14 protein-coding genes are annotated in these 16,341 nt (G+C 61.6%); 4 read left to right on the top strand and 10 right to left on the bottom strand.

The window, feature by feature from the left end; translation table 11 throughout:
- The 5 genes from ftsH to rlmD all read right to left on the bottom strand — a co-directional run.
- Window positions 1-1,454: ATP-dependent zinc metalloprotease FtsH (gene ftsH, locus Q0I65_RS03465; protein ID WP_296059874.1), on the bottom strand; the 1,454-nt coding region annotated here is incomplete at its 3' end.
- A gap of 64 nt (window positions 1,455-1,518) precedes the next feature.
- Window positions 1,519-2,067, bottom strand: coding sequence for a hypoxanthine phosphoribosyltransferase (gene hpt, locus Q0I65_RS03470; protein WP_158050031.1), 549 nt, complete (start codon window positions 2,065-2,067; stop codon window positions 1,519-1,521).
- A 110-nt stretch (window positions 2,068-2,177) separates the two neighbouring features.
- On the bottom strand, window positions 2,178-2,861 hold the full coding sequence (locus Q0I65_RS03475; protein ID WP_296059878.1) for a Maf family protein: 684 nt from the start codon (window positions 2,859-2,861) through the stop codon (window positions 2,178-2,180).
- A complete protein-coding gene (gene tilS, locus Q0I65_RS03480; protein ID WP_296059881.1) occupies window positions 2,862-3,965 on the bottom strand; it encodes a tRNA lysidine(34) synthetase TilS in 1,104 nt (367 codons plus the stop codon).
- A 2-nt stretch (window positions 3,966-3,967) separates the two neighbouring features.
- Window positions 3,968-5,644 (bottom strand): 23S rRNA (uracil(1939)-C(5))-methyltransferase RlmD, encoded by a 1,677-nt coding sequence (rlmD, locus tag Q0I65_RS03485; RefSeq protein WP_296059882.1) that lies wholly within the window; start codon window positions 5,642-5,644, stop codon window positions 3,968-3,970.
- Between the two features lie 281 nt (window positions 5,645-5,925).
- Here rlmD and Q0I65_RS03490 point away from each other — a divergent pair, with 281 nt between their 5' ends.
- The gene (locus tag Q0I65_RS03490; protein WP_277012245.1) at window positions 5,926-6,294 is read left to right on the top strand and encodes a phage holin family protein; all 369 of its coding nucleotides are present in this window, start codon (window positions 5,926-5,928) and stop codon (window positions 6,292-6,294) included.
- A 15-nt stretch (window positions 6,295-6,309) separates the two neighbouring features.
- Here Q0I65_RS03490 and Q0I65_RS03495 read toward each other — a convergent pair whose 3' ends face one another.
- The gene (locus Q0I65_RS03495) at window positions 6,310-7,494 is read right to left on the bottom strand and encodes an iron-containing alcohol dehydrogenase (RefSeq protein WP_296059893.1); all 1,185 of its coding nucleotides are present in this window, start codon (window positions 7,492-7,494) and stop codon (window positions 6,310-6,312) included.
- Between the two features lie 164 nt (window positions 7,495-7,658).
- On the opposite strand from Q0I65_RS03495, the gene Q0I65_RS03500 reads away from it, so the two are divergent.
- Window positions 7,659-8,426 carry a hypothetical protein gene (locus Q0I65_RS03500; RefSeq protein WP_296059894.1) on the top strand — a complete coding sequence of 256 codons (768 nt, stop codon included), beginning with the start codon at window positions 7,659-7,661 and terminating at the stop codon, window positions 8,424-8,426.
- Window positions 8,427-8,575: 149 nt separating this feature from the next.
- Here Q0I65_RS03500 and Q0I65_RS03505 read toward each other — a convergent pair whose 3' ends face one another.
- Window positions 8,576-9,091: a ferritin gene (locus Q0I65_RS03505; protein WP_296059897.1), complete on the bottom strand. Its 516-nt coding sequence runs from the start codon at window positions 9,089-9,091 to the stop codon at window positions 8,576-8,578.
- A 175-nt stretch (window positions 9,092-9,266) separates the two neighbouring features.
- Here Q0I65_RS03505 and Q0I65_RS03510 point away from each other — a divergent pair, with 175 nt between their 5' ends.
- Together Q0I65_RS03510 and mnmA are read left to right on the top strand one after the other, a co-directional pair.
- A complete protein-coding gene (locus Q0I65_RS03510) occupies window positions 9,267-12,398 on the top strand; it encodes an ABC transporter ATP-binding protein/permease (RefSeq protein ID WP_296059901.1) in 3,132 nt (1,043 codons plus the stop codon).
- Window positions 12,391-13,530, top strand: coding sequence for a tRNA 2-thiouridine(34) synthase MnmA (gene mnmA / locus Q0I65_RS03515; protein ID WP_296059904.1), 1,140 nt, complete (start codon window positions 12,391-12,393; stop codon window positions 13,528-13,530). Before Q0I65_RS03510 ends, mnmA begins: the two co-directional genes overlap by 8 nt.
- Before the next feature lie 171 nt (window positions 13,531-13,701).
- On the opposite strand, the gene cysK is transcribed toward mnmA, so the two are convergent.
- From cysK to Q0I65_RS03530, 3 genes are all read right to left on the bottom strand, one after another.
- Window positions 13,702-14,634: a cysteine synthase A gene (gene cysK / locus Q0I65_RS03520; protein ID WP_296059906.1), complete on the bottom strand. Its 933-nt coding sequence runs from the start codon at window positions 14,632-14,634 to the stop codon at window positions 13,702-13,704.
- 202 nt (window positions 14,635-14,836) lie between these two features.
- Window positions 14,837-15,277 carry an Rrf2 family transcriptional regulator gene (locus tag Q0I65_RS03525; protein WP_296059909.1) on the bottom strand — a complete coding sequence of 147 codons (441 nt, stop codon included), beginning with the start codon at window positions 15,275-15,277 and terminating at the stop codon, window positions 14,837-14,839.
- Between the two features lie 145 nt (window positions 15,278-15,422).
- Complete coding sequence (locus Q0I65_RS03530; protein WP_296059912.1) at window positions 15,423-15,908, bottom strand: winged helix-turn-helix transcriptional regulator; 486 nt, start codon at window positions 15,906-15,908, stop codon at window positions 15,423-15,425.
- Window positions 15,909-16,341: the final 433 nt, after the last annotated feature.

Below are 16,341 nucleotides of genomic sequence, written 5' to 3' on the forward strand. Positions count from 1 at the left end.
AGGGCATGGCCGCTCTCGTGGTAGGCGATGGTGTGCTTGGTGATTTCGTCCATCACGCGGCCCTTGCGCTCGGGGCCGGCGATGACGCGCTCCATCGACTCGTTCACTTCGCGCATCGTGATGATCTTCTTGCCGCGGCGCGCGGTCAGAAGTGCGCTCTCGTTCATGAGGTTCATCAGGTCGGCGCCCGTGAAACCAGGCGTGAGCTGGGCGATTCTCTTCAGGTCGACGTCTGAGCCGATCGGCTTGTCCTTCGCGTGGACCTGCAGGATGCGCTCACGGCCGCGCACGTCGGGAGCGTCGACCACAATCTGGCGGTCGAAGCGGCCGGGACGCAGAAGTGCCGGGTCCAAGATGTCGGCGCGGTTGGTCGCCGCAATCAGAATGACGGACTCGTTCGACTCGAAGCCGTCCATCTCGACGAGCAGCTGGTTGAGCGTCTGCTCGCGCTCGTCATGGCCGCCACCCAAGCCGGCGCCGCGCTGGCGACCGACGGCATCGATCTCGTCGATGAAGATGATGGAAGGCGCCGCGTCCTTCGCCTGCTGGAACAGGTCGCGCACGCGGGAGGCGCCCACACCGACGAACATCTCGACGAAGTCGGAGCCGGAAATGCTGAAGAAGGGCACGCCCGCTTCGCCCGCAACGGCGCGCGCGAGCAGCGTCTTGCCCGTGCCCGGAGGGCCCACGAGCAGGCAACCGCGCGGCACCTTCGCGCCCATGGACTGATATTTCGCAGGGTTCGACAGGAAGTCCTTGATTTCCTGCATCTCCTCGACAGCCTCATCGACGCCGGCGACGTCGGAGAACTTCACGTCGGGGCGTTCCTCGGCGTTCTTCTTCGTCTTCGCCTTGCCGAAGCTCATCTGCGAGTTGTTCGCCTTCTGCATCTGATTGAAGAAGAAGAACAAAAGCGCGCCGATAAGCAGGATGGGAAGCAGGGTGCTCAAGATGCCAAGCCACTCAGAAGGCAGCGTGACCTGGTAGGACACCTCCGGATGATCCTTCAAGAGCGCGGCGAGCGCATCTTGGCCCACAAACGTCGAGGAGTAGCCGCGCTCGGAGCCGAGCACGGACGACTCGATGGAAGTCGTGCCCACACCTGCAGGAACGCCACCCGCGGGGGTCTTCTTCGTGGCCATGCGGGCGTTCATCGCGTCGAAGGCCTTGTTGAACGCGTCGGCCGCGTTCGAGCCTGCGGTGATCGCCGGGTAGTACGTGCCCGTGACCTTGTAATCGCCCGCGGAATACACGACCTTCGTCACGCGATCCTGCTCGACCGCCTGGGTGAACTCCGAGGTGATGAGGGAGTCAGTGGGCATCGAGCTCGCGTTCGACATGACCATGAACTGCTGGCCAACGAAAAACGCCACAACAAGGAACAGTATGACCGAGATGATGGTCACCCGAGGATTCGGTTGCTGAGGAGACGATGGTTTCTTCTGTTGCGTCATGGAGAGTGAGCCTTTTCTGTTGCGTTTATCGCGAAACGGCGCCTTTTGCGGCGCCGCCTCGTTGTTATTCGTAAACTTCCGGTTTAAGCACGCCGATGTAGGGTAGGTTGCGGTATCGCTCCGCGTAGTCGAGGCCGTAGCCCACGATGAACTGGTCGGGGCATTCGAAGCCGACGTACGCGCAATCGACGTCCGCCTGCACCTTCGTCTTCTTGCGAAGGAGCGTGGCCACGGTAAGCGACGCGGGGTTGCGCGAGGCCAGGTTCTTCAGCAGGTACGTCAGCGTAAGGCCGGAGTCGAGGATGTCCTCGGCGATGACCACGTGACGCCCCTCGATGTGCGAGGAGAGGTCCTTCAGGATGCGCACGACGCCCGAGCTCTTCACGCCATTGCCGTAAGAGGAGATGGCCATGTAGTCCATCTCGCAGGGAATCTTAATCTCGCGAGCGAGGTCGGCCATGAAGATAGCCGCACCGCGCAATACCGAAATGAGGATAATTCCGTCGTCGCCGGCTTTTTCCCTGAAATCTTCCGTGATGGCAGCGCCGATTTCGGCGACACGGTCGTGAATCTGCTCTTCAGTGAACAGAATCTCGCTAACGTCCTTATGCACGTGCAGTCCTTTGATTCGATACGGCAGGCGCGCCTGCCCTCTCTTCTGTAACCCGATAAGTGTAACGCAACGTCAGCCCGCAAAAGCGACGATACGGTAACGACACACAACTAAATCAGGTCGGGGAACTCCTTCACAAGCCGCTCGACGGGAAGGCCGATCACCGTGCTCTTGTAACCGTCGATGTGCTTGACGAGCTTGGCGCCCTCGCCCTGCACCGCGTAGGCGCCTGCCTTGTCGAAAGACTCGCCGCACGCCAGGTACTCGCGGATGCGCTCGTCGGTGAGCTCGTGGAACGTGACGCGCGAGGTGTCGCAGAAGGTGCGGAAACCGAGCGAGATGTTGCCCGAGTCGTCATCGGCCGCAAGCGCCGGGTCGACCGCCTCGGCGGACACCATCCACACCGACACCGCAGTGATCACCTCGTGGGTCGCGCCCGACAGGCGACGCAGCATGTGCGTGGCGTCAGAGGCGCTTTTCGGCTTGCCGAAGATGTCGCCGTCCTTCACGACCATCGTGTCCGAGCCGATCACGATGAGCATCCCTTCGAAGGCGGGGTCTGCCAGAATCTCCTGCACGACCGCACCCGCCTTGCGTTCGGCGAGCTTCTTGCACGCCTCGGGCGGATTTGCCAGAAGGTCGGGCTCAAGCGTCTCGTCGACCTCTGAGGCATGCACGGTGAAGGTGACGCCCGCTTGCTCGAGCAGCTCGCGACGACGGGGGCTTGCCGAGGCGAGCACGACGCGGAAGGGCTTTTCGGCGGGTTTCTCCTGATGGTTGGCGTTATCGCTCATCTATTTCTTCCTCCTTGCGCGAAAGGCGCTCATGGGCTCCACCAGCACGCCGCGCTTGTTCGCGCTCACGGCCAGGTCGCCCTGGATATTTGTCACATAGCCGCTTCTCGGGCGTTCCCCCTCGAACGCGTCGAGCACGCCCTCGACGGCCGCCGTCTCCACCCGCGCATCGGCGCCGAGCATGCGTTGGAGCGCGCCCGTGATGGCACGGCGGGCGACGGGGATCGCCACCTGCCCGAACGACGGAGACAGCTTGAAACCCTCCTGCCAATCGGGGTCGCGACCCTCCGCCTGGCAGACCCAGGTGAGGTGCTTGCCCGCGGCCTCGCGAGCGAGGCTTTCCATGAAGTCGTCCTCGTCGGCAATGAGGTCCATCGTGCGGCCGAGCGTCTCTGTCAGCTGGGGGTTGCGCTCCTTCGCGCGCGGCACGATCTCGTGGCGGACGAAGGCGCGGAAGTGGTCGGTGTGCGCGTTGGTAGCGTCCTCGCGCCAGAGGTTACCCTGCGCATCGCATACGCACGTCTCGCCGGATTGTTCGCGTTTACGCAGGTAGTCGCGCAAATCCTCGCGCCCAACGTCGAGAAGCGGACGCGCGATGGGGCCGTTCTCGTAGCGCATCGCGCGAAAGCCGCCGGGGCCCGTGCCGACAATCGAGCGCATATAGAAGCTCTCGACGCGGTCGTCGGCGGTGTGCGCCGTGAAGATGCGACCGTTAGAAAGCGGCGCGCCCGCATGGCGACACAGGCTCTCGAGCGCCTCGTTCGCCGCGAGGTAGCGCTCGCTGCGCGCGAGCGCCTCCACGTTGCCGCCCGTGCGGGCGACTTCTCCTGCCACGTCGATATCGCACATGAACAGGGGAATCGCCAAGGCGTCGGCCAACTGGGACACGAAGGCGGCGTCGGCGTCTGCGTCCTCGCCGCGCAGGTGGTGGTTCACGTGCAGCATCGCGAGCATCCCGAGCTCGCCCGCCTGGGCAAGCTCGCAGGCGGCATAGGCGAGCGCCGTGGAGTCCGACCCGCCCGACACCATGAGGAGCACCGGAGTATCAGCATCGGCCATCCCGTGCGCCGCGATGGCGCCGCGCATGCGTTCAAGCACGTCCACGACTATTCGACCTCCTCGTCGATTGCAGGCTCGGCGAACTCGTCGACTTCCCCATCGAGGGCCTCTTCCCCATCGGGGGCCTCCTCCTCAGCGGCCTCCTCTTCCCCGCCTTCTTTGCCCCAGCGATCGGGCGAAAGAGAATCTACTGGCTCGAGCGCCACGATGCACTCGATGTGGTCGGTGTGCGGGAACATGTCGACCGGCTGCACCGCCACGACCGCATAGCCTACCGAGTCGAGAAACTCCACGTCACGCGCTTGCGTCTCGGGGTTGCAGGAGATGTAGACAATCCGCTTTGGGGCGAGTGCCGCCGCTGCGCGCAAAAACTCCTCCGTCGAGCCCGCGCGCGGCGGGTCCATAAGCACGACAAGCCCGCCCGCCTGGGCGCTTTCTTCCGGCGATTCCGCGCCAAGCACGCCCTCCTTCGCAAGCTCGCACATGAAATCGGTGGCGTCACCCGCGACGAACTCCGCGTTCTCGACGCCGTTGTGGCGGGCGTTCGTCCGCGCGTCGCGGATGGCCGACTCCACCGAGTCGACGCCGATCACGCGCGCCGCACCCGATTTCGCCGCCACAAGGCCGATCGTTCCCGTGCCGCAGTACGCGTCGATTGCGACCTGGGTGCCGTCAAAACCCGCAAGATCCATTGCTGCACGGTAAAGCACTTCCGTCTGCGTCGCGTTCACCTGGTAAAACGACTTGGAGGAGATGCGGAAGGAAAGCCCGCACAGCTCATCGAGGATAAACCCGGGGCCGTAGAGCACGCGCTCCTTGTCACCTAAGATGACGTTCGTCTGGCGCTCGTTCACGTTCTGCACGACCGTGGTCACCGCAGGGCAGAGGCGGATGAGCTCGCGGCAGAACGACTTCGACGACGGGAAATCGTCGCTGTTCGTGACAAGCGTGACGAGCACCTCGCCCGAGGTGTGGCCAATGCGCACCACGACATGGCGCATGAACCCCGTACCCGTGTCCTCGCGATAGGGAGCGACGTCGTGCTTGCGCATGATGTCGCGCACCGCGAGCACGACCTTCTTCGCCGTTTCGTTCTCGATCAGGCATTTGTCCGTGGGAACCAGCTCGTGCGACCCCGCGGCGTACATGCCAGTGAGAATCTCGTAGCGAGCCTGGGGGCGCTTCCCCTTGCCGCCCTTCGCGGCGCGCGCATCCGCCGCCTTGCGATCGCGGGGGTCGGTCGCCTTGCGATCCTGCCCACGCGGGGGCAGCTTCTTGCCCGGTGCGAAGGGCGAAATCACCTTGTTGCGATAATGGTAAGGGTCCTTCATTCCCTTGATGAGGAATATCGTCCTGTCGGGCGCGAGCGGCGCGAACAGGCGCTCAATGCGCAGCTGCTTGTCGATGAGCTGCTTGGTGTAGGGGACGCACAGGTTCTTGCACCCGCCGCAGCGGGCATCGACCGGGCAAGGCGAATCGCTCGCCCCCGCGCGCCGAGCGGCGCGAGAAGGTGCCGACTTCGCGGCCGAATGCGCCTTCGAGTGCGAGCGCTGGGGGCCCTTTGAGCCTGAGGGACCGCGCTGCCCCGAGCTGCCCGACTTCCCCGCGCTCGATTGCGCGCGAGAGCGCCCCGCGTTCTTCGAGCCTGCGCCCGATTTCGCGCGCGTATTCGTTTTTGCTTTTTTCTTCGCGTCTTCTTGACGCCGTTTCTCATGATTAGCCATGCCACCCATTGTGTCACAAGAACGCCGCAGCGGCGCCCATCTCTCAGAAAACCCGCGCATGCGAAAAAAGTACAGCGCATACCCCCTCAGGTCACTCGCCCGCCCCGCGCCGCCGAGCCGCACGCTTCCCGCCGACAAGCAGGCAAGGCTGAACGCCCCAGGTAACGCGTTCGCTACAAGACCGTTTCAAAAGAGCGACCCGCACGGACGCGAAGGCGAACGTGTCGTACAATGGACCGAAAACACCGCGCCGTCAGGCATATCGACAAGAAAGGCCTCTCATGAACTTCATCGCCCGCTGGCTCGCCACCGCCGTTGCCGTGGCCGCCGCCGCCTGGATCGTCCCCGGCATCGACATCGTCGGCGGCGACAACGCGTGGATCATCATCGCCGTGTTCGCGCTCGTGCTCTCGCTCGTGAACATCGGCCTGAAGCCCATCCTGCAGACGCTGAGCCTGCCGCTCACATTCCTCACGTTCGGTATCTTCTACCTCATCGTGAACACGTTGCTCCTCTACATCGCATCATGGCTCACCGACGGCCTGTTCGGCATGGGCCTGCACATCGCAACCTTCGGGAGCGCGTTTGTCGCCTCCATCGTCATCAGCATCGTGTCGTCTTTGGTGAACTCCCTCATCGGGGACAAATAGCACACCGCCGTGCCGCTACACCGCCGAGCGGTAGATCTCCTCGGCGTCTTCCATCGTGAGCTTCTTGAAGCTGCCGAACACCTCGCCTTTGTTCTGCTTCAGCGTGGGAATCATCTTCTCGATGGCCTCGTCGATCTTATCCTCGCCGATGCCGAGCTCGGTCAGAGTCGTCGGCATGCCGAGCGACGCGAAGAACTGGCGCGTCTCGTCGGCGGCCGAGAGCGCGTCGGCGCAGACGTCGCCCGTGGGGACGAGCCCGAACACCTCGCGCCCGTAGTAGGCCAGGCGCGCGGGGTTCTCGGCGTGCACGTGCTCCATCCATGCGGGGAACAGGCACGCGAGCCCGGCGCCGTGGGTGATGGAGGTGTCGAAGGCCGACAGCTCGTGCTCCAGGCCGTGCGTCGCCCAGTCCTCGTGGCGCCCGACGCCCGCGAGCCCCTGGTGGCAGAGCATCCCCGCCCACATGATGTTCGCACGCGCCTCGTAGTCCTCGGGGTCCGCAAGCACGCGCGGTGCCTCGGCGCGCACGGTCCTCATGAGCGAGAGGTTCAGGTTGTCAGTCACGGGGACCGCGCCCACGTCGTCGAAGAAGCGCTCAAGCAGGTGGCAGAACATGTCGGTGACGCCCGCGGCCGTCTGGTACGGGGGCAGCGTGAAGGTGAGCTCGGGGTTCATGAACGCGAGCTTCGGGCGCTGATGCTCGTTGCCGTACCCCGTCTTCATGCCGAGCGCGTCGTTGCTGATCACGGTGTTCTTCGACGCCTCGCTACCCGCCGCGGGGATGGTGAGGACCACGGCGATGGGGAGCACGTTCTCGTTGGGGCGCTTCGTGGCGAAGAGCTCCCACACGTCCTCGTCGATGCAGGCGCCGTTCGCAATCGCCTTCGCCGAGTCGATGACCGACCCGCCGCCGACCGCGAGCACCCAGTCGACGCCTTCCTTCTTGCACAGGGCCACGCCCTCCCGCACGAGCTCGATCTCGGGATTCGGGCGCACGCCGCCGAGCTTCACGCACTCGACGCCCGCCGCATCGAGCGACGCGCACACGCGGTCGATGAGCCCGCTTCGCACCGCGCTCTGCCCGCCGAAGTGCAGAAGCACCTTCTTCGCGCCGCGCTCGGCGAGCTTGCCGCCCACTTTCTCCTCGGCGCCCCGGCCGAAGACGAACTGAGTCGGCGACATGAACTCGAAATCAAGCATGGAAACATCCTTTCCCGATGCGCACGTTGCGAAAACGGCTTGCGACGTGCGGCGTTACCTTTCCGTTTTAGAACTGTCACAGTAATTTGACCTCCGCGAAAGACCTCTCGCGATTTGCCCATAGTATACTGAACCCGTCCGACAATCCCCAAAAGGAGAAGACAATGAACTCCGATTCCAAAACCGTACGCGGCCTGAGCATCGCCATCGTGGTGCTTGCCGCACTGGGCATCCTTAGCGTCATCGTCGGGTTCGCGATCATCGCGATTTTCGGCGTTGCGGTAAACGACCCCACCGTTATCGCCGAGATCCAAAACGAGCTCAACGGCACCGCCTACAGCTCCGGCAACTACTTCGACGACGACTACATCTACTTGGGAGGCATGGACAGCGGCGACATCCTCGCAATGCTGAACGCCACCGTCGGGATTTCAGCATTCCTGCTGGTGATGGGCCTGCTCTGCGTCGTCGTGCAGCTTATCGCGGGCGTCATCGGCATCAAAAGCTGCGCCGATCCGAGCAAGTTCTCGAAGCTGTTCGGCTGGACGATCGCAGGCATTGTCGTCTCGGTGCTCACCTGCAGCGTCATAACGCTCGTGCTGTTCATCATCGTGGCGGTGTACGTGAACAAGATGAAGAAGCTGCCGCCCGAAGCCTTCGCACAGCAGCAGATGGGCTACGCGGGCGCGCAACCCTACGCCAACCAGGGCGCATTCCAGGCGCCGCAGCCCGGCTACTACCAGCAGCCCTACGTCCAGCCTGGGCAGAACCCGTACGCGCAGGGTGCGCCGCAGCAGCCCTACGGCCAACCCTATGAGCAGCCGTTCGCGCAGGGCCAGCCCCAACAGCCTTTCGCGCAGCAGCAAGACACACAAGGCCAGCCCCTCAACGAGCAGCAGCCGCCCCAAGACCCCACGCAGAACAACCAGTAGCCGCGAGTTGGAGTCGCGAACCGCCAGGTAAAACGAGAAGAGCCCGCACATCCATGCGGGCTCTTCACTTTCTCGGTATGGGAATGGGAGTCGCATCTTTGGGAAGCGCCCAGCGCCCCCAGGCCACCCCGCGCGCAGGACCCTCCGCGCTACGCGCTCGCGAGCGGCGAGGGCACGGCGTAAACGCGCGCCGCATTCTCCTGGTCGAGGTCGTAGAGCGCCTTCGCATCGCCACCGAAGAGCTTCATGCGCGTGACCATGGTGTCGGCGTTGTCTTCCTCTTCCTGCTGCTCCGAGATGAACCAGTCGAGGAACTTCATCGTGCGCCAATCCTTCGCCTCCATGGCGGCGTCGTAGATGTCGTTGATGGTCGACGTGATGTACTTCTCGTGCTCAAGCGCCGCCTCAAGCGGCCCAAGATGGCTCGTGAACTCCAGGTCGGGCTGGGCAATCGCGCCGAGCTTCACCTTGCAGCCGTTCTCGTGCAGGTAGTTGCGGAAGATGAGCGCGTGGTCCCGTTCTTCCTGCGCCTGGATCTCATACCAGTTCGCGAAACCGGAAAGCCCCTCCTCCTCGTAGTAGTCGGCGAACGAAAGATAAAGATACGCCGAGTAGAACTCCTTGTTGATCTGGTCGTTCAGAAGCTCGTATACCTTCTTGTCCATAACCGCCCTCTCTTTCCCGATGCCGGTCGGCACCGTTTAGGAAGTCAACCAATTAATAGTATTTCGTCTCATTAGTTTTTACAAGTCCTTTCGTGTCGATTCGGAAACAGGATCCACGCACGCGAGTAGGGTACGTACAATAAGGCAGTTCAATCAGTATCGAAAGGCGACGTAGATGCTCCAGCTTCGCAATATCCGCAAAGCCTATACCACCGGCAGCTTCACTCAAACCGCGCTCGACGACGTGTCCATCTCCTTCCGCGACAGCGAGTTCGTGGCAATTCTCGGGCCGTCGGGTTCGGGGAAGACGACGCTGCTCAACATCATCGGCGGGCTCGACCACTACGACACGGGCGACCTCGTCATCGACGGCATCTCGACCAAGGAATACAAGGACCGCGACTGGGACACTTTCCGCAACAACCGCATCGGGTTCGTCTTCCAGGCCTACAACCTCATCCCCCACCAGACCATCCTGGCGAACGTGGAGCTGGCGCTCACCTTGTCAGGCGTCTCGCGCGCAGAGCGTCGCACCCGCGCGCTCGATGCGTTGCGGAAAGTGGGGCTTGGCGATCACGTGGACAAGAAGCCGAGCCAGCTGTCGGGCGGGCAGATGCAGCGCGTCGCGATCGCGCGTGCGCTCATCAACGACCCCGAGATCCTCTTAGCCGACGAGCCCACCGGCGCGCTCGATTCCAAAACGAGCGTGCAGATTATGGACCTCTTGACCGAAATCGCAAACGATCGGCTCGTCATCATGGTCACGCACAACCCTGAGCTGGCCGAACGCTACGCCACGCGCATCGTCAACCTGGCGGACGGCGTCATCCGCAGCGACTCCGATCCCTTCGACCCCGCACCCGAAGACATGCGCGCGAGCAAGAAGCAGGTTCGCCGCACCTCGATGAGCTTTCTCACGGCGCTGTCCCTTTCTTGGAACAACCTGCTTACGAAAAAAGGTCGCACCCTCATGACCGCCTTCGCGGGCTCGATCGGCATCATCGGCATCGCCGCGATCCTCTCGCTCGCGAACGGCGTGAACAGCTACATCGCCAACGTCGAGGAGGAAACGCTTTCCGAGTACCCGCTTTCCATAGAAGACCAGGGCTTCGACATGACGAGCCTCATGACCATGGGCATGGGCGCCCAGGGCAGCTCCTCGGGCAGCGGGGACTCGCAGGACGCAGGGCAAGCCGATGGCACGAGCAACGATGCGAACGGCGGTACCGTCGGCGAGTCGAAGATGGTGACCGGCATGTTCGGCAGCATCGGCAGCAACGACCTCGCCAGCTTAAAGGAATACCTGGACAACGGCGATTCGGGGATCGATCAGTACGTGAACTCCATCGAGTACGGCTACAGCATCACCCCGCAGCTGTTCAGCTCCGATACCGAAGACAGCGTGCGGCAGGTCAACCCCGACAAGTCCTTTTCCTCCATCGGGTTCGGATCGGCCACTTCCACCAACGGCATCATGTCCTCGATGATGTCCACCAACGTCTTCTACGAGATGCCGAGCGACCCCGATCTTTACCAGGACCAATACGACGTCGTGGCGGGCACATGGCCGCAAAGCTACAGCGACGTCATGCTCGTGCTCACCCCTAATGGCAAGGTGAGCGACTTCATGCTCTACACCATGGGGCTGCGCGACCACAGCGAGCTCGACGACATGGTGCGCGCGTTCGCCAACGAGGAAGAGGTCAACGCGCCCGACGACTATATGACGCTCACGTACGACCAGCTCATGGGCGTGACGTTCAAGCTCGTTGCCGCCACCGACTACTACCAATACGATTCCGACTACCACGTGTGGAAGAACAAAAGCGATGACGCCGACTACATGCGCGACCTGGTGAACTCGGGCGAGGACGTGCACATCTGCGGCATCGTGAAGCCGAAGGCGGGCGCGAAGATCACCTCGCTGCAAACCGGCTTCTACTACACGAGCGACATGGTGAGCCGCATCATCGACGAGGCGGCAGATTCGCAGATCGTCAAAGACCAGCTGGCGGACAGCGCAACGAACGTCTTCACCGGCAAGTCGTTCGTGGAAGAGGCGGACGCCGAGGACTCGAGCTTCGACATGAGCTCCCTGTTCACCATCGACGGGAACAAGCTGCAGGCGGCGTTCCAGATCGACCCCGACGCGCTCTCGGTCGACATGAGCTCGCTCGATTTGTCGGGTGCCGCGAGCGACCTTCCCGCCGCGCCCGAGATGGACCCCTCGGAGTTCCAGGTCAGCGGCCAGCCGACCATCAACAAGGAAGCGGCAGCGGCGCTTATGGCGGCAGTCGAGAAAGACTACTTTGCCTACTACAGCGAGCAGGTGCAGCAAGGCAAGCCGGCGCCCAGCTTCAACGAGTACTTCGCAACCGAACGAGCGCAGAAGCTCGTAAGCGACGCGCTGCCGGGCATCATCGACACGAGCGAGATGCAAGCCGAGCTCGCGCAAAAGATCCAAGCCTACCTGCAAGCTGCCATGAGCAGCTACATGAATCAGGTGGTAAGCGCCATGCAAACGCAGATGCAAGCGGCGATGACCCAGGTCATGGGGCAGCTTTCCGCCAATATGGCCACCGCAATGCACGTGGATGAGAACGCCTTCGCCGACGCATTCCAGATGAACATGGACGAGAAGGAGCTCACCGAGCTCATGATGTCACTCATGAGCTCCGAGACCACATCCTTCGACGGCAACCTCAACAAGCTCGGCTACGCCGACTACGCGAAGCCCGCAAGCATCGACATCTACCCGAAGGACTTCGAGAGCAAGCAGGGCGTCATCGACATCCTCGACGGGTACAACGACAAGATGAAAGCGGAAGGCGAAGACGACAAGGCGGTTTCCTACACCGACATCGTCGGCGCGCTCATGAGCTCGGTCACGACCATCGTGAACATGATCAGCTACGTGCTCGTTGCCTTCGTGGCCATCTCGCTTGTGGTGTCCTCGATCATGATCGGCGTGATCACCTACATCAGCGTCCTCGAGCGCAAGAAGGAAATCGGCATCCTGCGCTCGATCGGCGCGAGCAAAGGCGACATCGGAAGCGTGTTCAACGCAGAGACGGTAATCGTCGGCCTGGTCGCGGGACTTATCGGCATCGGGGTGACCGCGCTTGGATGCATTCCCGCAAACGCGATCGTCTATGCGCTGTTCGACGTGCCAAACGTCGCCATCCTTCCCTGGCAAGCGGCGGTAGTTCTTGTCGCCATCAGCGTGCTTTTAACCTTCCTGTCAGGACTTATCCCCTCAAGTGCGGCAAGCCGCAAAGATCCCGTGGAGGCGTTGCGTAGTGAATAAGAAGCGCGTTCTCGTCGCGATGAGCGGCGGCGTTGACAGCTCGGTTGCCGCCTTGCTGCTGTGCCGCCAGGGCTACGAAGCCACGGGCACTACCTGCAAGCTCTTCGGCAACGACGACATCGAGGGGTCGGCATGCGGGGCTGGCGAGGCTGGCGGGGCTGGCGGGGCTGGCGCTGATTCGGGCATCGTGGGCGAGAGTACCTGCTGCTCCTCGCGCGATATCGAAGACGCGCGTCAGGTGGCGTTCAGTTTGGGGATGGACTACTTCGTCTTCAACTACCAGGGACTTTTCGGGCGCGAAGTGATTGACCGCTTCTGCAAGGAGTACTTGTGCGGCCGAACGCCCAACCCCTGCATCGACTGCAACCGCTACGTGAAATTCGACGCCCTGCAGAAGCGCCGCCGCCAGCTGGATTTCGACTACGTGGCGACCGGACATTACGCCAGGCGCGCCTACGACGAGAAAACGGGTCGCTACCTGCTAAAATGCGGGCTTGACCCCAAGAAGGACCAGAGCTATGTCCTCTTCCATCTGACACAGGACACGCTCGCCCATATGCTGTTCCCACTTGGGGAGCTGACGAAGCCCGAGGTTCGCGAGCTCGCACGAGAGGCGGGGTTCGACAACGCGGGGAAAAGCGAGAGCCAGGACATCTGCTTCGTGCCCGACGGCGACTACGCGAGCTTTATCGAACGGCGTTGCGGGCACGCTTTCGGGCCCGGCCCCATCGTCGATGTGCGCGGCAAGGTCCTCGGCGAGCACAGGGGAATCGACCGCTACACCATCGGCCAGCGCAAGGGAATCGGCGCTGCCGCAGGTGAACCATTGTTTGTTTTCCGCAAAGACGCTGAGACCAACACGCTTGTCGTGGGAACCGACTCCGAAACACGCGCTGCAACCGTGCGGGCGAACGACGTGAACCTGATTTCGGTTGCCTCCATCGATGAGCCCTTGCGAGTGACGGCCAAGACGCATTACCGCATGAAGGCGCAATCTGGATGGGCGCGCATCGAGGATAGCATGCTCGTGATGGAGTTCGACGAGCCGCAACGAGCCGCAGCACCAGGCCAAGCGCTCGTCCTTTACGATGGCGACACCGTCGTCGGCGGCGGCACCATCATCGGCGTATAACGAAGCCCCCTCGATCCGAGTTCATTCATCGAGGGGGCTTCGCTTTGCGACACCAACAGCCCAGACAGAAAGAGGGAGAAGGAGAAGCCGTCGTGCCGCCATGGGTATGTGAAGAAGAATAGGCAGTGCCCAAGTTGCGCGACGCGGGCGCCGCACTTCCAAGCTAACTCGCTACTCGAACTTGAACATAGCTGTCGACAAGTAGCGCTCGCCGGTATCGGGAAGAATGGCCACGATGGTCTTGCCCTTGTTCTCGGGGCGCTGCGCGAGCTGACCCGCAGCCCACACGGCAGCACCTGACGAGATACCGACAAGCAGACCTTCCTTCCCGGCGAGCTCGCGGCCCGTTTCGAACGCATCCTCGTCGGCAACAGCGATGACCTCGTCATACACCGAGGTATCGAGCGTATCGGGAATAAAGCCCGCGCCGATGCCCTGAATCTTGTGAGCACCCGCATGGCCTTCGGAGAGAACTGGGGACCCCGCCGGCTCAACCGCGACGACCTTCACGTCGGGGTTCTGGGACTTCAGGTAGCGGCCCGTGCCGGTAACCGTGCCGCCCGTGCCAACGCCCGCAACAAGGATGTCGACCTTGCCCTCGGTGTCCCTCCAAATCTCAGGGCCAGTCGTTGCCTCATGGATTGCCGGATTCGCCGGATTGGTGAACTGGCTCGGAATGAACGAGTTGGAAATCTCACCTGCGAGCTTCTGAGCCTTAGCGATAGCGCCCTTCATGCCCTTCGAACCGTCGGTCAAGACCACTTCGGCACCATAGGATTTCATGAGGTTGCGGCGCTCGATCGACATCGTCTCCGGCATCGTGATGATGAGTCGGTTGCCTCGAGCAGCGGCGATCGCGGCAAGACCGATGCCCGTATTGCCCGAAGTGGGCTCGATGAGCACCGTGTCGTCGTTCACCTTGCCGGCCTTCACAGCCTCGTCGATCATCGCCTTCGCGATGCGGTCCTTCACCGACCCCGCGGGGTTGAACAGCTCGACCTTGCCGAGGATGGTCGCCTCAAGATTATGGTTCTTCTCGAAGTTAGAAAGCTCTACAAGAGGAGTGTTGCCAATAAGCTCCGATACGCTTTTGTGGATGGTCATGACTCTCGCCTTTCGTCGATTCCTATGTGATGGCGTTTATCCTACTATGCTTATAGGTTTTGTCAATATGATTGGCCAATTTTTTTTCGAAGCAAATTAAAAACGCCCTCCCATCTGGGAAGGCGCTTGGCTTGCAATGTTAAATGCAATCGGCGAAATGAATGCTCGGCCATCAGCGTTTTGCCTCTGGGCGACGTTTTTGTTAAATCGAATAGCTATCAGCTGCAACGGAAGATGCCTGATTGAGAATATCCTGCAAGGTAATCCCAGAGAGATAGTCCTTGATCAGCTTGTCGAGACCCTTCCAAACCCCAATCTCGATGCAAATATGAGGCTGCGAGCAGTCGAAATCATCTTCGCAAGCAAGACAGGAAACGGGCGCAAGCGTCCCCTCGGTGACGGCAAGCACATCGAGGACGGTGATGTCGCTCGCCGGACGAGCCAACCGATATCCGCCGGCAGCGCCGCGAACCGACTTGACCAGCTGCGCGGATACCAAATTGGGAACAATTTGCTCGAGATACTTCTTCGAAACGGATTCGGCCTCGGACACTTCTTTCAAGGAAACGAGCTTATCTCCGCCGCGCTCAGCAAGATTCAGCATAAAGCGCACCGCATACAAGCCCTTCGTGGAGATTTTCATTGCACATGCCCACCTTCATCCGATGATAAATACCCTCATATTTTATAGGTATTGAATGCAAAGTCGCGGCAAAAGTAAAAAAGGGACGCGAAAAAACGCGTCCCTTCAAAAATACCGCAAGCCAGCTTGAAGCGATGATCCTCAATTAGCGGCGATGATGGCGATGGCCGTGGCAGTGATGAGCTTTGCGGCCCTTCTTCTTGCCGTTGACACCCTTCTCCTTGATGGAGACGATAAGCTTCTCGGTGATGGCGTTGAGCTGGGCGATTTCCTCGTCGCTCAGGCAGCCGAGGATGTCCTCGGCGGTTTCCTCGTTCGCCGCAACGCGCTTCTCGGCGATCTTCTTGCCCTCGTCGGTCAGCTTAACAGCGTACGTGCGCTCGCCCTCGGCCTCTTCGATGGTGATGTAGCCGTTGCGCTCAGCCTTCTTCACGATGCCCTTGAGCTCGCGACGGTCGACGCCGAGCTTCTTCACGAGATCGCGCTGAGTGGCGCCGTCGTCCTCAAGCAGGAACTTGAGCAGTGCGCCCTGGCCGCGCTTGAAGCTCTTCGGGCCGTTCTTGTGGAAAGCGAGGCGGGTCAGTTTGCTTGCCTTTTTCAGCTGAGCAAGCGTCTTCATTGCGTCAGTCATGGAGGGTCCTTCTTTCTTTTCTTTTATCCCTTGTATCCAGATCGTTACTATATCGCTTTAACGTAGAGATATGTTCATTATTCACATTATATCCAACGTTTAATTGTTTTCGCACGTCAATCCTATATTCATGATTGTTCATGAATAATATAACGAAACCATTCACAGAAAATGACGACCGCTTAGGAGCAAAATGCCATAAATAGGGGATGTTTTCACCCACGCAAAACCACGCAATGCCAGCTCGTACAACAGCCGCGCCGCACCCAGCCCCCACACCCTGATGCGCGCCAGTGCCCCGCCGCGCCTCGCGTCGCCGGCTCGCCGCGTCTGCGCCCAGCCTGCCCACCTCGCCCCGCGTGCCAGCGACTCGCCTCCACAAGCGCCTCGCTCCCACAACGCACAAAGGCCGGCCCCGAGGGATAACAGGGCC

This window comes from uncultured Ellagibacter sp., from assembly GCF_934643285.1.
Classification (GTDB): Bacteria; Actinomycetota; Coriobacteriia; order Coriobacteriales; family Eggerthellaceae; genus Ellagibacter.